Annotated in this window: 19 protein-coding genes and 1 pseudogene (1 of these 20 cut by a window edge); 5 read left to right on the top strand and 15 right to left on the bottom strand. The window is 70.0% G+C overall.

Annotated features, from left to right (window positions below; translation table 11 throughout):
- Positions 1 to 154: 154 nt before the first annotated feature.
- The 6 genes from ACP59X_RS14595 to ACP59X_RS14570 form a co-directional block, all read right to left on the bottom strand.
- Positions 155 to 1,321 carry an ABC transporter permease gene (locus tag ACP59X_RS14595; RefSeq protein ID WP_428559608.1) on the bottom strand — a complete coding sequence of 389 codons (1,167 nt, stop codon included), beginning with the start codon at positions 1,319 to 1,321 and terminating at the stop codon, positions 155 to 157.
- Positions 1,321 to 2,478 (bottom strand): ABC transporter permease, encoded by a 1,158-nt coding sequence (locus ACP59X_RS14590; RefSeq protein WP_428559606.1) that lies wholly within the window; start codon positions 2,476 to 2,478, stop codon positions 1,321 to 1,323. Before ACP59X_RS14590 ends, ACP59X_RS14595 begins: the two co-directional genes overlap by 1 nt.
- Positions 2,465 to 3,157, bottom strand: coding sequence for an ABC transporter ATP-binding protein (locus tag ACP59X_RS14585; RefSeq protein WP_428559604.1), 693 nt, complete (start codon positions 3,155 to 3,157; stop codon positions 2,465 to 2,467). The genes ACP59X_RS14590 and ACP59X_RS14585 overlap by 14 nt, the downstream gene beginning before the upstream one ends.
- Entirely contained in the window at positions 3,154 to 3,729 is a 576-nt protein-coding gene (locus ACP59X_RS14580; protein ID WP_428559602.1) for an aminoacyl-tRNA deacylase, read from the bottom strand. The genes ACP59X_RS14585 and ACP59X_RS14580 overlap by 4 nt, the downstream gene beginning before the upstream one ends.
- A gap of 56 nt (positions 3,730 to 3,785) precedes the next feature.
- A complete protein-coding gene (locus tag ACP59X_RS14575; protein ID WP_428559600.1) occupies positions 3,786 to 5,003 on the bottom strand; it encodes an efflux RND transporter periplasmic adaptor subunit in 1,218 nt (405 codons plus the stop codon).
- A gap of 88 nt (positions 5,004 to 5,091) precedes the next feature.
- Positions 5,092 to 6,192, bottom strand: a complete 1,101-nt coding sequence (locus ACP59X_RS14570; RefSeq protein ID WP_428559598.1) for an A/G-specific adenine glycosylase — start codon at positions 6,190 to 6,192, stop codon at positions 5,092 to 5,094.
- A 145-nt stretch (positions 6,193 to 6,337) separates the two neighbouring features.
- On the opposite strand from ACP59X_RS14570, the gene ACP59X_RS14565 reads away from it, so the two are divergent.
- The 3 genes from ACP59X_RS14565 to ACP59X_RS14555 all read left to right on the top strand — a co-directional run bounded on the left by ACP59X_RS14565 (position 6,338) and on the right by ACP59X_RS14555 (position 11,248).
- Positions 6,338 to 10,426 carry a hypothetical protein gene (locus ACP59X_RS14565; protein WP_428559595.1) on the top strand — a complete coding sequence of 1,363 codons (4,089 nt, stop codon included), beginning with the start codon at positions 6,338 to 6,340 and terminating at the stop codon, positions 10,424 to 10,426.
- Positions 10,427 to 10,489: 63 nt separating this feature from the next.
- Positions 10,490 to 10,702: a hypothetical protein gene (locus ACP59X_RS14560; RefSeq protein ID WP_428559592.1), complete on the top strand. Its 213-nt coding sequence runs from the start codon at positions 10,490 to 10,492 to the stop codon at positions 10,700 to 10,702.
- A gap of 108 nt (positions 10,703 to 10,810) precedes the next feature.
- Positions 10,811 to 11,248, top strand: coding sequence for an RrF2 family transcriptional regulator (locus tag ACP59X_RS14555; protein ID WP_428559589.1), 438 nt, complete (start codon positions 10,811 to 10,813; stop codon positions 11,246 to 11,248).
- Positions 11,249 to 11,338: 90 nt separating this feature from the next.
- On the opposite strand, the gene ACP59X_RS14550 is transcribed toward ACP59X_RS14555, so the two are convergent.
- From ACP59X_RS14550 to ACP59X_RS14515, 8 genes and pseudogenes are all read right to left on the bottom strand, one after another.
- The gene (locus ACP59X_RS14550) at positions 11,339 to 12,286 is read right to left on the bottom strand and encodes a phosphatase domain-containing putative toxin (protein ID WP_428559586.1); all 948 of its coding nucleotides are present in this window, start codon (positions 12,284 to 12,286) and stop codon (positions 11,339 to 11,341) included.
- A gap of 124 nt (positions 12,287 to 12,410) precedes the next feature.
- Complete coding sequence (locus ACP59X_RS14545; RefSeq protein WP_428559583.1) at positions 12,411 to 13,265, bottom strand: menaquinone biosynthetic enzyme MqnA/MqnD family protein; 855 nt, start codon at positions 13,263 to 13,265, stop codon at positions 12,411 to 12,413.
- 79 nt (positions 13,266 to 13,344) lie between these two features.
- Positions 13,345 to 14,016: an adenylate kinase gene (locus ACP59X_RS14540; RefSeq protein ID WP_428569913.1), complete on the bottom strand. Its 672-nt coding sequence runs from the start codon at positions 14,014 to 14,016 to the stop codon at positions 13,345 to 13,347.
- Positions 14,017 to 14,454: 438 nt separating this feature from the next.
- Positions 14,455 to 15,138, bottom strand: a pseudogene (tilS, locus tag ACP59X_RS14535) (tRNA lysidine(34) synthetase TilS); the annotation flags it as partial.
- 277 nt (positions 15,139 to 15,415) lie between these two features.
- Positions 15,416 to 15,751, bottom strand: a complete 336-nt coding sequence (locus ACP59X_RS14530; RefSeq protein ID WP_428559580.1) for a hypothetical protein — start codon at positions 15,749 to 15,751, stop codon at positions 15,416 to 15,418.
- A 5-nt stretch (positions 15,752 to 15,756) separates the two neighbouring features.
- Positions 15,757 to 17,118 (bottom strand): glutamyl-tRNA reductase, encoded by a 1,362-nt coding sequence (hemA, locus tag ACP59X_RS14525; RefSeq protein WP_428559577.1) that lies wholly within the window; start codon positions 17,116 to 17,118, stop codon positions 15,757 to 15,759.
- Positions 17,081 to 17,950, bottom strand: coding sequence for a cytochrome C assembly family protein (locus tag ACP59X_RS14520; RefSeq protein WP_428559574.1), 870 nt, complete (start codon positions 17,948 to 17,950; stop codon positions 17,081 to 17,083). Before ACP59X_RS14520 ends, hemA begins: the two co-directional genes overlap by 38 nt.
- A complete protein-coding gene (locus tag ACP59X_RS14515) occupies positions 17,937 to 18,629 on the bottom strand; it encodes a precorrin-2 dehydrogenase/sirohydrochlorin ferrochelatase family protein (RefSeq protein ID WP_428559571.1) in 693 nt (230 codons plus the stop codon). The genes ACP59X_RS14520 and ACP59X_RS14515 overlap by 14 nt, the downstream gene beginning before the upstream one ends.
- A gap of 88 nt (positions 18,630 to 18,717) precedes the next feature.
- Here ACP59X_RS14515 and ACP59X_RS14510 point away from each other — a divergent pair, with 88 nt between their 5' ends.
- Positions 18,718 to 19,977, top strand: coding sequence for a glycosyltransferase family 9 protein (locus ACP59X_RS14510; protein ID WP_428559568.1), 1,260 nt, complete (start codon positions 18,718 to 18,720; stop codon positions 19,975 to 19,977).
- A gap of 2 nt (positions 19,978 to 19,979) precedes the next feature.
- On the top strand, positions 19,980 to 21,254 hold the full coding sequence (locus ACP59X_RS14505; RefSeq protein WP_428559565.1) for a CgeB family protein: 1,275 nt from the start codon (positions 19,980 to 19,982) through the stop codon (positions 21,252 to 21,254).
- Between the two features lie 12 nt (positions 21,255 to 21,266).
- Here ACP59X_RS14505 and ACP59X_RS14500 read toward each other — a convergent pair whose 3' ends face one another.
- Positions 21,267 to 22,233 carry the 3' portion of a flagellar hook protein FlgE gene (locus tag ACP59X_RS14500; protein WP_428559563.1) on the bottom strand. Its footprint extends 587 nt past the window's final position, so only the last 967 of its 1,554 coding nucleotides appear in the window; its start codon lies off the right edge, out of view; it ends in the stop codon at positions 21,267 to 21,269.

The raw sequence follows: 22,233 nt of genomic DNA, 5'->3' as shown, positions 1-22,233 counted from the left end.
GCCTCGCGCGCATGGGGCTGGCCCGCGCCGGTGACCGGGCGGGCGGCGCGGGAAGCATAGCGCGAAGGGTCGGGCGCGGCACGCCGCGGCCTGTGACGTTTTGATGGCGAAGTTCAAGCCTGGCGCAAGGTCGAAACGATTTTGATGGCGAAACTCAGGCCTGGCGCAGGGCCGAAACGATATTGAGGCGCGCCGCCCGCACGGCCGGCAAGAAGCCGCCGACCACGCCCATGACCAGGGAAAAGGCCAGGGACAGGGCCACGATCCAGGGTGCCAGGGCGAAGCGGAAGGCCAGTTCGGAGAAGGTCTGGAAGTTGGTGGTGGAAAACGTGAGGAAGGACAGTCCGCCGGCCAGGGCCACGCCGCACAGGCCGCCGAGCAACCCCAGGAACAGCGACTCCAGCAGAAAGGCGGCCAGGATGCTGCCCCGGGAAAACCCCAGGGCGCGCAGGGTGCCGATCTCCGGCACGCGGTTGGCCACGGCCGAATACATGGTGATGGTCGCCCCGATCATCGCCCCCAGCGAAAAGATGGCCGTAAGGGCCACGCCGAGCACGGTCAGGAACTTGCGCATCATGTCCGACTGCTTCTCGTAGTAGCGAACTTCGTTCCAGACTTCGGCCTGCAACCGCGGGTCGGCCTCCACCGCCTCCTTGTAGGCGCCAAAAAGCCCGGGCTCGCGCAGGGCGGCCACCACGATGGAATAAGCCCCCCGGCCGAAGGCCGGCATGAGCTGGTCGGCGTCGCCCCAGATCTCCGAGGAAAAGCCGGTATGCCCGGCGTCGAAGATGCCGACGATGGTCCAGTCCCGCTTGCCGAAGCGCAGGCTGTCGCCGATGCCGGCCCGCTCGAAGCCCTTGGCCACCACCGTGCCCACCATGATTTCCGGGCTGCCCGGCCGGGGCAGCCGGCCGGCCGCTAGGCGCACCTGCGGCCGCAGGGCCAGCGAGGCCGGTTCGGTGCCCCGGATGACCACGTTGGAGGTCTTGCCCGTGGATTTTTTCGTCAGGCCGATGAGCACCACCGATTCCCGGGCGGCCAGGGGACGGCCGTCGGCGCCGGTGGCCACCTCGGGCCGCACGGTCATGACCGAGGCGGCCGGCCGCTCGATGCCGCTTTGGACCTCGGTCTCGGAGCCCTTGCGCAGCACGATGACGTTTCCGGGCGAACCGGTGGCCACAAGCGTCAGCCGCAGGCCTTCGGCCAGCATGAGCGTGGCCGTGAACACGAAGACCACCAGCGCCATGCCGCCGGCGGTAAGCGCCGTGGTCACGCGCCGCGTCATGAGGTTGCGCCAGGAATAGGCCAGGGGCACGGCCATCAGCCGATCCTCCGGAAGGCCTCGGCGATGCGCACCGAACCCACCCGGGCGGCCGGGGCCACGGCGGCCAAAAGGCCGACCAGCGCCCCGAAGGCGGGGATAAGGATCATGGTCTGGCGCGAGACGAGGAAAATGGGGAAATACTGGGCCAGGTGGGTGGCGAAGGCGTCGGCGATGACCGGCAGGGCGGCCATGGCCAGGGCGGCGCCGGATAGCGACAGCAGAAGCGACTCGGCCAGGAGCATGAGGGCCAGGGAAGGCCCGGCGAAGCCCAGGGTCTTCATGACCGCGAATTCCCCCAGCCGCTCCCGGGCCGACATGGCCATGGTATTGGCGGCCACGGCCAGGATGATGCCGATGACCACGTAGGACACGGCGGTGATAGCGGCCAGGATGGCCTCGCTCATGGACACGAAGCCCATCTGGAAGGCCTTTTCGGTCTCGGTCAGGGTCTCGGCCTGGGAATTGACGAACAGCCCGTCGATGGCCTTGGAGATTTCCGCCGCCCGGGTGGCGTCGTCGATGCCGATCATGAAAAAGCCGGTCTGGCCGGCCCGGCGCGGGCTGGTCTTTTTCATGACCTCGTCGATGTAGGCCCAGTGCATGTAGAGCACGGTTTCGTCGGTGTCGGGCCGGGCCCCCTTGTAGATGGCCCGGATGGTCAGGGGCCACTGGCCGGGAAAGATGGTGCCGCGAAGCGTAACGGTATCGCCCAGGCGCCAGTGGAAGCGCTCGGCCAACTTGCGGCCGATGATGGCGGCCTTGCGGTCCATGGTGAAGGCCTTCTGCTCGGCCGGGCCGACCACGAGCTCGGGGTAGAGCTTGAAGAAATCCTCGGCCTCCACGGCGAAATTGGCAAAGAAGTTTTTTTCGTCCAGGTAGATGCCGCCGAACCAGTTGCCGGCGGCGACGATGCTCACCCCGGTGACCTGGCGGATGCGGCCCTTGTAGGCGTAGGGCAGGGGCTGGGTCAGGGAGACGGCGTTTCGGGTGACGAGCCGGTTGGCCGAGGAGGCCGAAACCCCGGCGTTCCAGGCGTCGAGGACCGTGCGCATGAGCCCGAAGGCCGTCAGCGCAATGGCCACCCCGGCCATGGTCAGCACCGCCCGCAGGCGGTGGCGGAAGGTGTTTTTGAGGATCAGCCTAAGGAGCAACACGCAGTTCGCCCTTGTCGAGCTCGCGTACCAGGTGGGCGGCGGCGGCGGCCCGCTGGTCGTGGGTGACCATGACGATGGTCTTGCCGAGCTCCCGGTTGAGGCGCCCCATGAGGGCCATGATGTCGGCGGCGCTGTGGCGGTCCAGGTCGCCGGTGGGCTCGTCGGCCACGATGATGTCCGGGTCGGTGACGATGGCCCGGGCGATGGCCACGCGTTGCTGCTGGCCGCCGGAGAGCTGGGCCGGCTTGTGGTCGGCCCGGTCGGGCAGGCCCACGGCCTCCAGGGCCGCCAGGGCGTGGTCGTGGCGCTGCCGGCCGGAAAGGGCGGTCAAAAGCAGGGGGAGCTCGACGTTTTCCAGGGCGGTGAGCACAGGGATGAGGTTGTAGAACTGGAAGATGAAGCCGACGTGGCGGCTGCGCCAGCGGGCCAGATCGCCTTCGCTTAGGGTCGTCACGTCCGTGCCGCCGATGACGATGGAGCCCGAATCCACCGCATCGATGCCGGCGATGCAGTTTAAAAGCGTCGATTTGCCCGAGCCGGACGGGCCGATCAGCGCCAGGAACTCGCCGGCGGCGATGTCGAAGGTGATGTCGGTGAGCACAGGGATGACCTGGTCGCCGCGCCGGTAGGATTTGGACAGGTGGCTGATGGCGATCAGCGGGCCGGGCGCGGCGGTCATGGCGTCCCCTCCGGGGCGGCCTTGGAAAAAGCGCCGAGGGTCGCGCCGCAAAGGGCCGCCAAGTCGGCCGGGGCGATTTCCAGGGTGCGGTCCGGCCGGCCCAGGCCGCAGTAGAGCGTGGGGGCGATGGAAAGGACGTCGGTATCGAGGAAAAGGGGAATGCCGGCAATCAGCGGCACGGGCGAGACGCTGCCCGGCGCGACCCCGAGGCAGGCCAGGACCTCTTCGGGGGAAAGGGCGCGCAGGTCCCGGCGCGACACCCCCAAAAGCCCGGCCAGGCCCGGATAGGCCACCCGGCGCGTGCCCCGCAGGGCCGCCAGGGCCGGCCCGCCGCCCCGCCGGCCGAAGGCGATGGTCTTGACGATGCGCGCGGTGTCGAAATCGAGGTTATGCGCCGCTTCCTCCACGGTGCGCGTGGCCGGGTGGGCGTGGACGACGTGGGCCAGGCCGCTGTCGCGCACCGTGCGCAGGAGCCGGTCGAACGCGGTGTCCCCGGCCAGGGGGGCGGCTTGGCCCGGCGCGGTCAGGGCCGGTTCGTGCGGCGCCCGGGGAGTGGCAGTGGGTTCGCTCATGGGGCAACACGCTTGCATCATTATTTGAAGATACGAAGTGTTTTCAAGGGCGCCCGTTAGCCCTCGGCCAGGGTCACGGCATCCCCGGAGGCGAGCTTGGCCGGCGGGGACAGCACCACCTTCTGGCCGGCGGCAAGCCCCGAGGTCACCTCGCGCAGGTCACCGAGGGCCTCGCCGAGGGTGACGGGGGTAAGCACGGCCTTGCCGCCCTCGATCACGAACACGGCATCCCGGCCGTCGCGGCGCGTCAGGGCGGTGGCCGGCACGGCCAGGCGGGGCGTGCGTTCCTGCGGGGTCAGCGGCCGCGACAGAAAGGCCACCTTGACGCTCATTTCCGGCAGCACGCGCGGGTCCAGGGCGTCGAAGCGGACCTTGACCAGCACCGTGGCCTTGGTGCGGTCGGCCGTGGGCACGATCATGTGGACCGTGCCGGGAAAACGTTCACTGGGGATGGCGTCGAGCAGGATCTCGCAGGGCTCGCCCACCGTGACCTCGCGCAGGCTCGATTCCGAGACGTCGACCTCGGCGGCCAGGGAAGACATGTCGGCGATGCTGACCACGGCGGCTTTCGAGGTGGACGAGGCGCCCAGCGGCGAGATGATGTCGCCCACGTCGGCGTTTTTGGTCAGCACCACCGCGTCGAAGGGGGCTTCCAGGTCGGTGTAGGTCAGCTCGGCCTCGGCGCGGTTGAGGGCCTCGGCCCGGGCGTTCTTGTTGGCCTTGGCCTGGTCCAGGGCGGCCTGGGCCTTGTCCAGGCGGGCCTTGGCCGTGTCGTAGTCGGCGCGGGCCACGTAGTCGCCGGCCACGAGTTTTTTCATGCGCCCGAAATGGATGCGCGCGTCGGTCAGTTCGGCCTCGGCCGCGGCGACCTGGTGGTCGGCCGCTTCCCTGTCGTGGCGGGCCTGCTGGCGGGCGGCCTCGACGTCGGCGCTTTCCAGGCGGGCCACGACCTCGCCCTTTTTGACCCGGCTGCCTTCCTCCACGCCGAGCCAGACGAGTTGGGCCGTTGCCTTGGTGGCCAGGGCGGCCTTGCGCTGGGCCACGATGTAGCCGCTGGCCGTGAGTTTGGTCACGGCGCGCGAGGGATAGGCCGGGCTGACGGTCGCGGCCTGGACGTCGAAAGTGCGCGGCGACAGCGCCCAGGCGGCCACCCCGGCCGCAAGCAACAGGGCCAGGAGGATCGGCCAGAGGCGGCGTCGGCGTCGGCCCGGGCCGGCGCCTGGGCCGCGTTTGTCTTCCCCGGCGATGCGAAGCGCGTCCAAGGTGTCGCTCATGCAGCTCCCGTCGTTTGTTTCGGGGGGTCATGGCAAGCCGGCGGCCGGCCGTCAAGACGCAACAGGGCAAAATGCGTTTCGTTTTTATTTAGGCCAACCACAAACTGTTGGCCATCTGGTCGATGAGCTTGCGGTGGCCCGCCGGAAAGGCGAAGCGGGCGAGGGCCTCGGGCGCGACCCAACGGCTCTCCTGGGCGGCGGTCAGCCTGGCTTCGGGCAGTGTCGCGGCACCGTTGCCCCCGCCAAGATGGAGCAGGAAGCAGTGCAGCGTCACCCGGTAGGTGGTGTAGCCGTGGCGGATGACACCGAGTTTGGCGGCGACGCGGGTCGTGAAATCCGTTTCCTCGCGAAATTCCCGCACGATGGCCGCCTCGGGCGTTTCGCCCGCCTCGATGCGCCCGCCCGGGAATTCCCACAAGTTGGCCCAGGCCCCGGCCGGCAGGCGTTTTTGGATGAAAATGCGCCCCTGATGGAGAAGGACCCCGGTGGCCACCAGGATCGGGTTGATATCCTTGGATTTGCTTAAAACGGGCCGGTCGGTCACGATCTCCAGGTGCCTGGCCTGGCAGATTGTCGCCACGGGGCAGCCGGAGCAGTCCGGGTTTTTTGGGCGGCACACCAGCGCCCCGAATTCCATGAGCGCCTCGTTGAACGCCCCGGCCTGGCCCGGGGGCAGCAGGGCACGCGCCAGTTCCATGGCCCGGGCCTTGCCGGCCGGTTCCTTGATGGGCGTGTCGATGTCGTACACCCGGGCCAGCACGCGCAGGACATTGGCGTCCACGGCCACGGCGTCGAGGCCGCAGGCGATGCTGGCCACGGCCCCGGCCGTGTAGTCGCCCACCCCCGGCAGAGCCCGGATGGCCTCGAAGGTGGTGGGAAAGACGCCGCCGTGCGCCGCCACGATATGGCGGGCGGCGGCCAGGAGATGGCGCGCCCGGCTGTAGTAGCCAAGCCCCTCCCAGGCCTTGAGCACCGCGTCCTCGTCGGCGGCGGCCAGGCTGGCGAGGTCAGGAAAACGGGCCATGAAGCGGTTGAAATAGGCCACCACGCGGTCCATCTGCGTCTGCTGGGCCATGATCTCCGAGACCCAGACGGCATAGGGATCGCAGGAGCGGCGCCAGGGCAGGTCCCGGCGGTTGGCGGCGAACCAGTCGAGCAGCAGCGGCACGAAAGCATTGGTATCGGACATGCAACAACCTCGAACGCCGGGTGTTCCCGGCCGACCATCCCCATAATACCGATTCCCGCCCCTGGAAAGGGCGGCGCATTGCCAAGGCGGCGCGTTTCGGGGATAAGGCGATGGTAAAGGCTGGCAGTGCCGGGGAGGACGAATCATGACGCGGTCCCTTTCGATGGGCTTGGCAACGGGCATGGTGTTGCTGCTGGCCCTGGGCATGGCCCGGGCGCAAAGCGGTGCGGACATTCCCCCGGCGCTGGACGCCTGGCGGGGGTTCGCCCTGCACGGCGCGACGGAGCGGCTCTGCCCGCCCGACGGCAACGAAACGAAAACCCGCGTCTGCGTCTTCCCGGCCAGCCTGGCCGTGGCCGTCGACGCTTCGGGCGCGGATTTCACCCTGCGGGCCAGGCTCTTCGACACCGCCGCCGTGGGCCTGCCCGGCGGCGATGGCGCGTGGATTTCCGGGGTCACCGCGGGCGGCAAGCCCGTGCCCGTGGTGGCCGGGGCGGGCGGCCCCGAGGTCTGGCTCGAGCCCGGGGAATACGTCCTGACCGGGCGCCTGGGCTGGAAAACCGCCCCGGCCAGGTTGCGCCTGCCGCCGGACGTGGGCCTGGTGACCCTCTCCCGGGGCGGCGCGAGCCTGCCGGTTCGCGTCTCGCCCTCGGGGGAACTGGCCCTTTCGCCCGAAGAGGCGGCCAAGCCGGTGGAAAATACCATAAACGTCAAGGTCTTCCGGCTGCTGGCCGACGGCGTGCCAGTCACCGTGACCACGCTCGCGCGCCTGGAGGTTTCCGGGCTGGCCCGTTCCATAAGCCTCGCCGGGGCCGTGCCGCCCGGGGCGGTGGCCCTGGCCGTGCGCGCGCCGGTCCCGGCCGGGCTCGGGCCGGACGGCTCGATTGTCCTCGACGCCGGGCCGGGCCGCTACGACGTGGAGGTCGTGGCCCGCTACCCCGGGAAAATCGACAAGCTTCCCCCGGCGCTGACCCCGTACGGCCGGGAGGCCTGGTCCTTCCAGGCCGACGGGGCCCTGCGGGAAACCCGCCTGGAGGGGCCGGCGGGCCTGGACCCGAAAACCGCCGACGTGCCCGAGCGCTGGCAGTCCCTGCCCGCCTATGCCGTGGCCGCCGGCACGGTCGTGGACATCCGCGAACTCGGCCGGGGCCTGCCGCCGGGGCGCGACAACCTGACGCTTTCCCGCGAAATGTGGCTCGACATGTCCGGCCGGGGTCTTTCCGTGCGTGACCGCATTACGGGCGAAAACCGGTCCGCCTGGACGCTGTCCATGCTCGCGCCCGGGGAGCTCGGCCGTGTGGCCGTGGACGGCCGCGACCAGCCCGTGGTCGTAACCGGCAAGGACGAACGGCGCGGCGTGGAACTGCGGGCCGCGCACCTGGAGCTTCTGGCCGATTCCCGCTACCCCGACGCCCGGGCCAGCCTCGCCGCCGGCGGCTTCGACCGGGAATTTTCGCGCATCACCGCCACCCTCAACCTGGCCCCGGGCTGGGCGCTCCTGGCCGCCTCCGGCCCGGACGAAGTCAGGGGCGGGCTGCTTTCGCCCTGGACGCTGCTGGATGTCTTTTTGGCCCTGCTGCTGGCCGTGGCCGCCTTTTCCCTGCGCGGCCCGGCGGCCGGGCTCGCGTTAGGCCTGTTCCTGCTTTTGTCCTGGCACGAGCCCGGAGCGCCCACGGGCGAATGGCTGGGTGTCCTGGCCGGGCTGGCCCTGCTGCGCCTGGTCGGCGAGGGGGGCAAGCTCTCGGGCCATGCCGCCTTTCGCCGTTTCGCCGGGCTGGTGTACGGGCTCTCCCTGATCGGGCTGGTCGTCGTGTCGATTCCGTTTGTCGCCGGGCAGTTGCGCGCGGCCGTGGCGCCGCAGATCGCGCTGCCCGTGACGGCCGCGCCGCCGGCCGCCTTTCGGGCGTCTCTGGAGGACGCCGCCGAGGCGCCGCCGGCACCGGCCGCCAGGCCCAAGGAAAAAGCCCGGGCCGGGGCCAACGTCAAGGCGGCGCCCATGCTGGCCCAGGCCCCGGGGGCGGCGCCCGCGCCCGAGGAACTGGAATTCGACCCCGATGCCCTGGTCCAGACCGGGCCGGCCATGCCGACCTGGCATTTCGCCAGCGCAAGCCTCGTCTGGAAGGGGCCCGTGGCCGTGGGCCAGCCGGTCAGGCTCCTGCTCGTGCCGCCGGTTGTTTCACGGCTGCTGGACCTGGCCCGGGCCGTGTTGTGGGGGCTGGCCCTGTTCCTTTTGTGCGACCGGGCCGGGCTGCGCCGCCTGCGCCTGCCGGGGGGGGCGGCCGGGGCCGTGCCGCTGCTGCTGGCCTGTTTGGCCGGACCGGCCATGGCCGGGGATTTTCCGGACAGGCCCTTGCTCGAGGCGCTGCGCGACCGCCTGACCGAGCCGGCCCGCTGCTTCCCCCATTGCCTGGGCAGCCCCGGGCTGGAGGTGCGCCTGGAAGGCGGTAAGTTGACGATAACCAGCGAAATCGACGCCGCCGCCCGCACGGCCGCGCCCTTGCCGGCCGTGTCCGAAAGCTGGCGGCCCGAGTCCGTGAGCCTGGATGGCGGTCCGGGGCCGGCCTTGATCCGCGCGGCAGGCGCGCTCAAGGTCCTGCTCGAACCCGGCCGGCACGTCATCGTCCTGGCCGGGCCGGCGCCGGGGGCCGTTTCCTTCACCCTCACCCCGGGCCTGGCCCCGGGCCGGGTGCGAGTGTCCGCCCCGGGCTACCGCATCGGCGGCCTGGACGCCCGGGGGATGCTCGCCGGCCCGCTGGAACTCACCCGGGCCGAGGCGGCCACGCCCGGGAAAACCGGCCAACCGTCGGCCGTGGCCGGCCGGCGGGATATCGCGCCTTTTTTCGCGGTGCGGCGCAGCCTTCATTTCGGCCTGACCTGGGAAGTGGCCACCGAGGTGGTGCGGCGCTCGCCCACGGACGTTGCCGCCGTGGCCCGCCTGGCGCTTTTGCCCGGAGAGAACCCGGATTCAGCCGAGGTGACCGCCCAAAACGGCCAGGCCGAGGTGGCCTTCCCCGCCGGCCGGGACCGCGTCGCCTGGCGATCGCGCCTGGCTCCCCGGGAGAGCCTGGCCCTGGCCGCGCCCACAGGCGGCGAGGCGGTCGAAAGCTGGGAGCTGACGGCCGCGCCATTTTACGACGTGACCTACGCCGGCCCGCCGCCCGTGGGCCTGTTGTCCGACGGCGGTGCCTGGCGGCCGACGTTTCGGCCCTGGCCGGGCGAGACGCTCACGGTCGCCATCACCCGGCCCAAGGCCGCGCCGGGGGAGTTCCTCACCCTGGAACGGGCGGAGCTTTCCGCCAGGCAGGGCGCGGCCCTGCGCGAAAGCCGGCTGGTCTTGGGCTTTCGGGCGGCCAAGGGGCTGCGCCATGCCGTGAGTCTGCCCGCCGGGGCGAGCCTGACCCGCCTGACCGTCGGCGGCCGCGAGACCCTGCCCACGGGCGCGGACGGCGAGGTCGGCTTCGCCTTGCCGCCGGGGGTCACGGAAGTGGTGCTGGATTTCCGGGAAGCCGCCGCGGTGGGGTTTTTCCTGGAGACGCCCTCGGTGGACCTGCGCCTGCCGGCGGCCACGGCCGTCACGCGCCTGGAACTGCCCGACGGGCGTTGGCTGCTGGCCGTCTTCGCCGACACCTTCCTTGGGCCGGCGGTCCTGTATTGGGGATTTCTGGCCGTGGTCGCGGCCCTGGGCCTGGGGCTGTCCTTTGCCCCCGAATCGCTGCTCACCCGGTGGCAATGGCTGCTCTACGCCCTGGGCCTGAGCCAGGCCACGCCCTGGGGCGCGGTCCTGGCCGCGGCCTGGCTGGTGGCCCTGGGCTGGCGCCGGCGGCACTGGCCCCAGGGACCCTTTGCCTTCAACGCCGCCCAGGTCGGGCTGGTGGTGCTGTGCCTGGCCGGGTTCGGGGCGCTCTACGACGTGCTCGACCAGGGCCTGCTCGGCCTGCCGCGCATGCAGGTGGCCGGGTCGGGCCAGAGGGCGGCCCAGCTGGCCTGGACCTGGGACCAGGTGGCCGGGGTGCTGCCGTCGGCCCGGGTGGTGTCGGCTCCCATGCTCGTTTTCCGGGCGCTGATGCTGGCCTGGGCGGCCTGGCTGGCCTTGATGCTGCCGCGCTGGCTGCGCCTTGGCTTCGACAGCCTGACCGCTGGCGGCGGCTGGCGGGCCTTGCGGCTGCCGGCCTGGCGGCGCGGGCGGCCCGAGGCGCCGCCCGCCGCCACCCACAAGGAGGTGCCCAAGGAATAAACTGCCTGGCATGGTCCTTGAATCACATTTTCCCGCCGGCAGGCGCCCGGCGGGAGGATACCCATGGAACCCAGGCATTGCTGCGTTTGCGGCCGGCACATCGAGGCCCTCGACATCTTCATCCTGCGGGTCCAGGGCAAAATATGCAGCCGGTGCGTGGTGGAGCGGGGCATTCCCGTGGGGGGGCGGCTGTCGCGGCGGCAACTGCTGCGTGGGACCGAACCGGTGCGGCCGGTCATCGGCAAACCCGTGGCCCCGGGATTTCCCGTCGTATGACCCGGGCCGGGTTGGCGGGTAAAACCCCCTTTTGCCATTCGTAAATGGATATGCTAGACCGCCCTTGTTCGGTTTTGCACAAATCCGGCAACAAGGGGAACCCGGCTCATGCAGCTCACCACGCGTAGCCGTTACGGCTTGCGCATGCTTCTCGACATCGCCCTCCACGGCGACGAACGACCGGTGCGCATTCAGGACATCGCCAAGCGTCGCAATATTTCCGTCAAGTATCTCGAACAGTTGATTCGCGCCCTGAAAAAGGCCGGCTTCATCCACAGCAAGCGCGGCCCCAAGGGCGGCCATGTGCTGGCCCTTTCCCCCGAGGAAATCCGGGTGGGCGACGTGGTGCGGGCCCTGGAGAGCCGGCCGGAACTGACCGAATGCGTGGGCAACCCCGAAGCCTGCGTCATCTCCGGGGATTGCCTGACGCGCCAGATCTGGGTCCGGGCCACGTCCAGCCTGTTTCGGGAACTCGACGCCATCCGTATCGCCGATCTCCTCGTCCAGGCCCGCAAGTCCGAGATCCTCGGGCTGCCCTGCTGCTGAGCGGGGCCTTGCCCGCTTCGGCGGCCGCGTTCGTCCGGCCCGCCGCCGGTTGCGGGCGGCGCTTCGCCTCCGTTGCGGATACGGCTGCGGCTAGCGGGCCGTCGCCCGCCACTGGCCAAACGTCAGGGGCGCGCCGCCGGGATTAGCCGCCGCATAGGCGGCGAATTGCCGCAGGAAGTCCCCCCGGGCCAGGTACATGGCCTTTTTCCAGCCGCCGGGGACCTGCCCGAGGAGGTCCACGCCGCCGGCCGCCGCCTGTTCGGCCGCGATGGCTTCCAGGGGCTTGCCGCCGGGGTTGCGCAGCAGGGCATAGAGCACCATGAAGGTCGTGGTACGCCCCTCCCCGGCGTGGCAGTGGACATGCAACCAGGTGCCCGGGGCCATGGCCCGGCAATATTCGATGAAGCGGTCGACCTGCCCCGCGTCCGGGGCCATGTGATCCGGCACGTACAGGCGCAGGTAGCCCAGCCCCCGGTCGGCCGTGAGCTTGGCCTCGTCGATCACGTCGGTCACATCCACGGCCAACCTTTCGGACGCCCCGATACCGCCTTGGGCGTTCTTCTCCAGGATCACCGTCACTTCGGCCGTGGCCGTATCGGACAGGCGCCGCAGGCGGGCGCGTTCGTCGGCCGCCGCCTGTCCGGGCGTCTTGCCGGCATTGGCCGCGTCCCTGGCTGCGAACCAGCTGATGGGGCGGCCGTTTAAAAAGCCGTGGGATTCCTGCCGCAGGTCCACCACGGTCAGCGGCCCGGGCAGGAAACGGGCCAGGTTGTCCAGGCCCGGGGCGTCGAACTGCGAACTGCCCGAAAGGCGCAGGGCGGCCTGGCTGGGGTCGCCCTTGGGGCCGCCGTCGGCCAGGCGGAAGTGGATGGGCAGGGCCTGGCCGGGTGGGTAGTCGTAGATGAGGACCGGCCGGTCCGCGCCGGTTGCGGCCCGTTTCAGCCCGGCCGACAGCGTGCCCGGCAGCAGGAGGCAAAGCGACAGCAGGCATGGGGCGAGCAGCCGGGTTCGCGGCGGCAGGCGGCGGATGACGCGCATGGGGGCTCCTTGGCTGGGGGTTGCCGTGGCGCAGGCCGCCGGCTTCGGCGCCCGGGCAACGCGGGGCGCCATTTTGCCAGGGGTAAAGGCCCGGCCGAAGCTTGTCAATGCGCGGGCGGGCCGCCTACAGGGCGAAGCGCAGGCCCGGCACGGCGTTGATCAAGCCCAATTCCCGGCAGTGCTCGGCGAAAAGGACGCAGCTCGCCTTGGCCGCGGCATCGAAGTCGTAATTGACCACCCGCAAGTAGGCCAGCAGGTCGGCCTGGCCGATCCAGCCGGGGCGCGAGGGCCGGGCCACCAGGCCGGGCAGGGCCTCGGGCAGGCCGGCGTTTATGGCCACCAGGGCCTGGTGGAGCCTGGCAAGGCGGTCAAGGCGCTGGCCGGACAGGCCCTGGCGCACGATCCACAGGGCGAAGACGAAGGGCGTGCCGGCATAGTCGAACCAGGCCTGGCCCAGGTCCGTGACGTGCCAGCCGGCCGGTGGGTCGAGGTAGCGGCCGAGGGCCAGGTCGCCGATCTCGACGAAGGGCTTGCCCGTGGGCAGGCCCGTGCCCGGGGGTACGACCTCGAAACGGGCCTCGGGAAACTTCCAGGCGAAGCGCCACAGCACGCGCACCAGGGCGTTGGAGCTGGCCGAGGCCACGGACAGGAGCACCGGATCACCGGTGCGCGCGAGGTGTTCGGACAATTGGGCCAGGGGCACGGGGGAGAGCAGCAGCACACTCTGGATGGGGGCGGTGGCCGCCCGGATGCACAGGCCCGGCAGCAGGCGGAAGGCCTCCGGGTTGGCCAGGTAGGCGAAGGCCGAGGCCGGGGCGGCATCGATGAGGCCGCGCATGAGGGCGGCGTTGAGTTCCGAGGGATGCCCGGGGACGTAGGTCACGTCCGGGCCTTCGGGGAAACCCGGGATCAGGGATTCGTAGAGCGGCCAGACGTTGAGGTAGGCGATGCGGCCGAGGCGCAAAGGGCCGGTATCCATGGGGAACTCCTTGGGCGCAAAAAACGCGGCCCCGAGGGTAATCCCCCCGGGGCCGTCGGGCAAGGCGAATTCCGGTGAACTAGTCGAGCTGGGCCAGCAGGGTTTCCTTGATGGAGTCGATGGAACCCTCGCCGTTGAGTTCGATGTACTTGGTTTTGTCTTCGGCAGCCAGCTTCTTGTAGAAATAGGCGGCGGCCAGGGTGCCGGTGGTGGTGTCGTAGTAGATGTCGTGGCGCTTGCCGATGGCGGCCTCGTCCTGGTCGTCGGAGCGGGTCTTGAGGTCGCCGCCGCACACCCGGCACTTGTCGCCGTTGGGCTTTATCGCGTCGATGAAGATGTTGTTGGGGTGGTTGGGGTCGTTGACGCACAGGCGGCGGCCCATGATGCGGTTCTTGGCGATCTCGCGGGGGAGCAAAATCTCGATGACGTAATCGAGCTGCATGCCTTCCTTCTGCAGGGCTTCCCAGAGCTTTTCGGCCTGGACCATGTTGCGGGGGAAGCCGTCGAGGAGCCAGCCGTTGCCGCCCTTGGCCTTTAACGTCTCGAGGATCATGGGGATGGTGATCTCGTCGGGGACCAGCTCGCCCTTGTCGATGAAGCCCTTGGCCTTTTTGCCGAGCTCGGTGCCGCCGCCGATATGCTCGCGGAAGATCGCCCCGGACTCGATGTGGGCCAGATTGTATTTCTTTTTCACCAGGGAACCCTGGGTGCCCTTGCCGCTGCCGTTGGGACCGAACGTAAGAATATTCACCGGGACTGCCTCCATGTTTGATTTTTCACAATCGGTTTCACTACTCCCCGGGGCAAGCCCTGTCAATGGCGTTTCCCGGTTTGCCCCGCCGCCTCGGCCGGCCGAAAAGACCACGGCCCGGCGGGTGAGGCTGGCCGTCTTGCCGCCGGGGAAACGGAACACCCGGCCCGTGGCCCGGCGGGCGACGGCCGCGTCCAGGGCAAAAAGCGTGTCGGCCAGCCCCTGGCCCGGCCCAAGGGCCTCCAAGGCCCGCCGGTACAGGCGGGGCCGCAGGGCCGGGGACAGGCCGCCCAGGGCCGCAAGGGGCAGCACGGCCGGGTTGTCGAGGTCGGGCAGCAGGCTCTCGATGAGGCCGTCGTCGGCCCGGGCCTGGCGCCAGAGCCTGGCCGCCGCCTCCAGGTAGCGGGGGTTTTCGGCCACCAGCCGGGGCAGGACGTCGCGGCGCAGGCGGTTGCGGCGAAAGGCCGGGTCGTCGTTGCTCGGGTCGCGCAGCACGGGCAGGCCCAGGGCCACGGCAAAGCCCTCGATGTCGCGGCGGGGGGTGAGCAGCAGCGGCCGCAGCAGGCGGCGCCCCCGGTCCAGGGCGGCCATGCCGCCGAGCGCCGGCCAGCCAACGCCGCGTACCAGGCGCAGGAGCTGGTCCTCGGCCAGGTCGTCGAGCTGGTGGCCGAGCACCGTCCAGGCGTTTTCCCGGCCGGCGCGCAGTGCCTCGAAAAAGGCGTAGCGGGCTCGGCGGCCGGCGTCCTCGACTCCGGTCTTTTCCCGGCGGGCGAGGGCGGCCACGTCGTCGCGGCGGACATGGCAGGGGATGGCCCGGGCGCGGCAAAAGGCGGCCACGGTCGCGGCTTCGTCCGCCGAGGCCGGGCGCAGGCCGTGGTCCAGGTGGGCCGCCTCCACCGTCGCGCCCAGGCGCGGGGCCAGGAGCGACAGGACGACCAGCAGGACCAGCGAGTCCGGCCCGCCGGAGACGCCCACGATCCAGTCGGCCCCGGCCGGGTCGTGGCCGCACGGGCCGGTGAGGAACCGGGAGACGGCCAGGCAGAGCCTGGCCTGTCGCCGGGGCAGGTCGGCCAGGCCGAGGGCGGCCGGGCCGGCCACGGGGGGCGGGGAAATGTCCGTCATGGCTTGTGGGGGGGCCGGCGTGGGCGCAAGCCGTGGGTGCGGCCGGCCCCGCCACGGCTGGCGGCCCGGCCCGGGGCCTGGCCGGCATACGGGACGCCCGCCCGGCGCTGGGGGGCCCGGGCCGGGACGTACGGGGCGCCCGCCCGGCGCTCGGAAGCCCGGGCCGGGGCGGACAGAGGCGGCCGCGCCCGGTGTCCCCGGCGGTCGTGGCACCAACGGGGCGGGCGCGGCGGCTGGGGCGCGGCCGCTTGTACCGTGGAGGCGAACGCGGCGGCCACTAGACCGGTATGTCGAGTTCCCGGATGAAGTTGTCGAGGAAATCGATCATCTGCTGGCGTTGTTCGGGGGTGCAGTAGCTGATGCAGGAACAGCGCAGCTTGCCGCTGCCGCGCACGAGCAGTTCGAGCTTGAGCCAGTTGCGGCCCGTTTCCAGGATGAGCATGTACGGCCCGCATTGGTCGTAGTGCTGCTGTTGCTCGTCGTTGAGCATCTCCTGGGGAAAGGGGATGTAGAAGATGTGATCGAGCGGTCCCTTGAAGCCTTTTTCGGACAGGTGCCGCTCGATGGTTTCCATGTTGTCGGCGGAAACTTCATCGATGAGGTAGGATCGCATGGGGGTTACTCGCTGTCTTCCGTCGCATCGAGTTCGGGTGGTTCGGTCCCGTCTTCGGGCGGTTTCCGGTCCGCGTGGGCATCCGGCGGCACGCCCTCGCGGTCCAGGTTGTACATGCGGCGGGTGAGATCGATGAACCTGTCGCCTTTTTCCTCCTTGGCCCGGCGTTTGAGGAACGCGATGGGCTCGTGGAGCAATTTGTGGCTGATGGACAGGGACAGGGTTTCGATGGCCCGCCGGGTTTCGTCGCTGACGTCGGGGCCGAGGCGGCGCAGGGTCTTGGCCAGTTCGCGGCGGGCGATGTCCTCGCCGGCCGTCAGCAGATCCACGATGGTCGGCTTGACGTCCAGGGACTTGAGCCATTCGCCGAAGCGTTCGACCTGCAAACCGATGATGTCCCGGGCGCGGGCCGCTTCCTCGCGCCGCTGGGCCAGGTTCTCCTCGACCACTTCCTGGAGGTCGTCGATGTCGTAGAGGTAGACGTTGTCCAGGCTGTTGACGTCGGGGTCGATATCGCGAGGCACCGCGATATCGATGAAAAACATGGGCTTGTGCTTGCGGGCCTTGAGCACTGCCCGCACGTCCCGGGCCTTTATGACCACGTTGGGCGCGCCGGTGGAGCTGATGACGATGTCCGCCTCGGGAAGACGCGAGACGAATTCGTCGAAGGCCACGGGCCGGCCCTTGAAGCGGGAGGCCAGTTCCTCGGCCCGGGCGTAGGTGCGGTTGGCGACCAGGATCTCCGAGACGCCGGCGTTGAGCAGGTGCAGGGCGGCCAGCTCCGCCATCTCCCCGGCGCCCACGAGCATGGCCCGCTTGCCGGCCATTTCGCCGAAGATGCGCTTGGCCAGCTCCACGGCGGCGTAGCTGACCGACACGGCGGAAGCCCCGATGCCCGTGGCCGTGCGCACCTTTTTCGCCACGGAAAAGGCCTTGTGGCACAGCCGGTTGGTGATGACCCCGGCGGTGCCGAGCGACACGGCGTGGCGGTAGGCGGCCTTGAGTTGGCCAAGGATCTGCGGTTCGCCGAGCACCAGCGAATCCAGGCCCGAGGCCACGCAGAAAAGGTGCTCCACGGCGCCGAGGCCCTCGTGTTCGTAGAGGTGCGGGGCAAGGGTGGCCGCGTCCTGGCCGCAGTGCTCGGCCCAGGCGGCCAGCACCGCCGGTTTCACATCCCGCCCCGGCACGCCGGTCACCAGCACCTCCACTCGGTTGCAGGTGGACAGCACCAGCGCTTCGTGCAGGCGGGCCTCGCCGCGCACCAACAACTCGCCGAGCCTGGGCCGGTCGCCCAGGGCGAACGCTTCCCGGACTTCGACCCCGGCGGTCTTATGGTTGAGGCCAAACAGGTAGATTTGATGCTCCATCGATATAACGCGCGAAACTGTGATGGGTTGGCATGAAAAAGTTGATCACGAGCATGGACACGAGCGTCAGGCCGAAAAGCCACATGGCCAGGCGGGCGGGCTTGCGGCCGCGCCAGCCCAGGAACACGCGCTGGTGAAACAGGAAGGCGAACAGCAGCCAGACGCAGATGGCCGTGATCTCCTTGGGGTCATAGGAAAAAATGCGGTTCCAGGTGAGCTTGGCCCAGATGAAGCCGGAGAGCAGCCCGATGGTGTAGAGCGGAAAGCCGGTCATGACCGCCCAGCGGTTGACCGTGTCGCAGGTGGACAGGGCCGGCAGGGCCTTGGAAAAGCCCGACAGCTTCTCCTTGGTCTTGATCTTGCGGTCCAGGTACAGGTAGGCCGCGCCCGCGCCGCTGGCCATGGCGAGCAGGCTTATGGCCAGAAACAGCGCCCCGATGTGCAGCCCGAAAAAGAGCCCGCCCAAAGCCTTGGGCAAGGGCATGCGCGTGGCCGTGACCGCCTGGGAGGACAGAAACAGGAACAGGGCCAGGGGCGCGGCCAAAAGCCCGAGCATCTCCAGGCGCAGCCGCCACCACAAGAGCAGGCAGATCACGAGCAGGCTCCAGGCCAGGAGGCTGAAGTAGAATTCGCCCGAAAGCAGGGCCGCGCCGCGTTCGGTGGCGAGCAGCACGGCCAGGTCGGCCGTGTGCAGGGCGAACCCGGCCACGGTGAGGCCCTCGCCGGCGCGGCGCAAGGCCTTCCTGCCCGCCACCACGCCGCACAGGTGCAGGGTGGCCCCCAGGAAATAGGCGGCCAGGACGCAGAAAAAAAGGAAGTTAATCGCCGGCATGGCCAAGGGCTCCGTGGATGAGCCCCGCCACCTCGCCGTGCAGGGCGGGCGGCAGGATTTCCCGGAGCATGTCCGCGGCGGCGTCCGCGTCGCCGCGCTCCAGGGCCTCGATCAGGGACGAATGGACGAGCCTGCGGAAAAGGGCCGAATTGTCCTCGGTGGGCAGCCCAAGCTCCAGGACCATGGGCCGCAGCGTGCTCATGAGCACCAGCAGCGCGCCGTATTCGGCGCCGAGGAATTCCCCCAGGCCCTGGCGGATCTTGCGGGCCAGGGCCGGCGAGGCCCCGCCCGTGGAGATGGCCACGGTCAGGTCGCCCCGGGTGAAAAGGGCCGGTACGATGAAGCTACATTTTTCCGGCTGGTCCACGATGTTGCACAGGATGCCGCGCGCGGCGCATTCCCGGCTGATGGCCCAGTTGAGCGCCTCGTCGTCGGTGGCGGCGATGACCAGGAAGCGGCCGTCGAGGTCGGCCGGCGTGAAGGAGCGGCGCGCGAAGACGACCTCGGGCCGGGCGGCAAGTTCGTCCAGCACCTCGGCCGGCGGGTCGCGGTCGAGGACCAGGACCTCGTCCGGGCCGCAGGCGGCGAGCGTGGCGATCTTGCGCCGGCCCACCTGCCCCGCGCCCACGACCAGGCAGCGCTTGCCGCGCAGATTGACGTAAAGAGGATAATACCGCATGGAAGGCTCCTATAGCAGAAGAACACAGGGGCCGAAAAGGGCTTTTTTTCACAAGAAAATTTCGATTTGTCGACCGCAGGGAGAAGACATGGCGCGCGCGCTCGTGGTGCAGCTGGCCCGCATCGGCGACCTGGCCCAAAGCCGCCGGCTGCTAGCCGGCCTGGCCCGCCGGGGGGAGGTCCATCTGGCCGTGGACCAGTCCCTGACCGGCCTGGCCGGGCGGCTCTATCCCTTCGCCGCCGTCCACGGCCTGCCGGCCCACGGCACGCCGGGGGCGGACGCCGCCCGGGCGGCGGCGCGCATCCAGGCGGCCCGGCCCGTGTTCGCGGCCCTGGCCACGACAGCCTTCGACAAGGTCTTCACGCTCAACTTCTCGCCCCTGGCCATGGCCATCGCCGCCCTGTTCCCGCCCGAGGCCCAGCGCGGCTACCGCCAGTATTCCGGCCAGGCCGACAAGGACCCGCTGTTGCGCCTGGTCTTTCGCCTGGCCCGGGACCGGCGGGCGGCGGGCCTCAACCTGGCCGACATCTGGGCCCACCTCGACGACGACCCGCTCCCGCCGGAGATGGTCAACCCGACGGCGGCCCCACGGGGCGGCGGCCTCGGCGTGGCCCTGGCCGGCCGGGCGGCCAGGCGTTCCCTGCCGCCGGAGGTGCTGGCCCCCATCGTGCGCACGGCCTTTCTGGCCACCGGGGCCAAGCGGGTGACGCTTTTCGGCACGGCCTCCCAGGCCGGCGAGGCCCGGGCGCTCGTGCGGCGCCTGGACGGGCCGGTGCGGGAGGCCTGCCTCGACGCCACGGGCCAAACCGACCTGCCGGGCCTGCTTGAGGCCCTGTCCGGCCTCGACCGGCTGCTGACCCCGGACACCGGGGCCATGCACCTGGCCGCTTTCGCCGGCGTGCCGGTCACGGCCTTTTTCCTGTCCTCGGCCTGGAGCCACGAGACCGGCCCCTACGGCGTCGGCCACACCGTGTGGCAGCACACCGTGCCCTGCGCCCCCTGCCTGGAGTCGGCCCCGTGCGACAAGGGGCTGGTGTGCCTGCCGCCCTTTGCCGCGCCGGCCTTTTTGCGCTGCCTGGCCGCGCCGGCCAAGGCCGCTCCGCCGCCGGGCATCGTGGGCCTTGCCACGGACTGCGACGCCCTGGGCGCGGTCTGCCGGCCCTTTTGCGGCGAGGACCCGACAGCCGCCGCCCGCCTGGCCATGCGGGCCTTCCTCACCCGCCGCCTGGCCGGGGAAGCGGCCGACGGCCTGGACGTGCGCCTCGGCCACGACTTGGCCCAGGCCTTGAGCTTTGAAACGGACTGGGTCCTGCCGCCACCGGGCCGGACGCTGTCCGGGGAGTGGTAGCCATGACGTTTTCCCGCCCGTTGCGCGTCCTGGTGGTGCTGCCCATGTACGGCGGCTCTTTGCCCATCGGCCGGTCCTGCGCCGACGCCCTGCGCAGCCTGGGCCACGTGGTCGAGGTTTTCGAGGCCCCGGCGTTTCACGGGGCCTTTACGGCGCTCAAGGACCTGCGCGTGACGTCGGATCGCCTGGAATATCTGGAGAACAGCTTCCTCCAGGTCGTCTCCCAGGCCATCTGCGCCAAAGCCGAGACCTTTGGCCCGGACCTGGTGCTGGCGTTGGCCCAGGCGCCGTTGTCGCGCCAGGCCCTGCGGCGCCTGCGCCGCGACGGCGTGGCCACCTGCATGTGGTTCGTGGAGGATTTCCGGCTCTTCACCTATTGGGAGGCCTTCGCGCCCTTTTACGACATCTTCGCCGTCATTCAGAAGGAGCCGTTCCTGGAAAAGCTCGCGGCCGTGGGCCAGGCCAACGCGGTCTACCTGCCCCTGGCCGCCGACCCGGCCGTGCACCGCTCCCTGGAACTGACCCCGGTGGAGCGGCGCCTCTACGGGGCGCGCCTGTCGTTTATGGGCGCGGGCTATCCCAACCGCCGCCTGGCCTTTGCCGAGCTGCTCGACTACGGCCTGGCCATTTTCGGCAGCGACTGGGACGGCGACGCGACGCTGGCCCCGCGCCTGCGACTGGACGGCCGGCGCGTCACCACCGAGGAGGCGGTGCGGATCTTCAACGCCGCCGAGGTCAATTTGAACCTGCACTCGAGCGTTACCGTGGACCGGCTGGTTGCGGGCGGCGATTTCGTCAACCCGCGGACCTTCGAACTGGCCATGTGCGGCGCCTTCCAGCTCGTGGACCGGCGCGGGCTTTTGCCCGAACTGTTTACCGAAGATGAGCTGGCCCAATTCGGGGACATGGCGGAGCTCAAGGAGCGTTTGAACTATTTCCTGGCCCGGCCCGAGGAACGGGCGGCCTTCGCGGCCCGGGCCCGCACCCGGGCCCTTGGCGAGCACACTTATGCCCGGCGCATGGAGCGGTTGCTGGAATTTACGGCCTCGCGGCTTTCCGGCTGGCCGGCCGTGGAGCGGGGGGCGGCGGCGCTTTCCGGGCTGCCCGAGGGGCTGCGGGAGGAGGTGGCGAACCTGCTGCGGGAGCTGTCCCTGCCCCCGGACGTGTCCTTCGCCGACCTGATCGCGGCCGTGCGGGCCAGGCAGGGCGAGCTGCGCCCCTTGGAGACGAGCCTGCTGTTTTTGGACGAATGGCGCAAGCAGTACGGCGCGGCCTGAAACCGGCGCGCGTTAGTGTTTGATCTCCAAGGCCTTTTGCATCATCTCGTCGGCCGTGGTCACCACCTTGGAGTTGGACTGGAAGGCCCGCTGCAAGGTGATGAGGTTGACCATTTCCGTGGCCAGGTCCACGTTGGACGCTTCCAGGCTATAGCCGGAGATGCCGTCGAAGACGCCGGCATTGGCCCGGCCGATGCTGGCCGTACCGGAAGCGGTGGTGGCCGAAAGCAGGTTGTTGCCTTCGCGGTAGAGGTCGGTGGGGTTCTTGAAGTCGGCCAGGGCCACGACCCACAGCTGCTTGGTCTGGCCGTTGGAAAACGTGCCGGAGATGACGCCGTTTTCGTCGACGCTGGTGCTGACGAGTTCGCCCGAGGCGTAGCCGTCCTGGCTTTGGGAAAGGGTGTAGGATGACGTGGCGTAGTTGGTGGTGCTGCTGACGGCGTTTTCCGTGGCTGAGGTGTTGTAGCCGGCATTGGCCGAGGCGGTGGTGCCGATGGCGCCGGCATTGGCCGGGGCGCTGGCACTCCAGGCGCCGTCCGAGCTGGTCAGGCCGGTCTTGTAGCTGATGGCCTGGCTGGCCAGGGCGGAGCCGCTGGTTGTGGAGACGAAGGTGGCGTTCATCTGGGGCACGCCGGAACTGTCCACCGTGGCCTGGGCCCAGTTGGACAGGCTGGTCGGGTCGCCGGACGGGGTGAAGGCGGTTTCGTTTTCCAGCACGCCCTCGGAGGAGAAGGTCATGGTGCCGATCATGAGCACGCCGGCCTTGGTGGTGCCGCTGGTGGTCGAGCTGCCGTCCTCGTCGGGCGGGACGGTCACCATGTATTCCCAGTATTCCTTGCCGTTTTCGTCCGTGACCTTGGAATAGTAGGTCGTGAGGGTGTGCTCGCCGCCCTCCGAATCGTAGACGTTGATGGATGTCGAATAATCGTAGTCTGTTACCGGTGTGTCACTGGTGGCATCATAGCTCTTGAACATGGTG

The organism is Solidesulfovibrio sp. DCME (assembly GCF_049995385.1).
Lineage (GTDB): Bacteria > Desulfobacterota > Desulfovibrionia > Desulfovibrionales > Desulfovibrionaceae > Solidesulfovibrio.
Note: the sequence above shows the minus strand (reverse complement) of the source record. Positions and strands in the feature narration are given on the sequence as shown.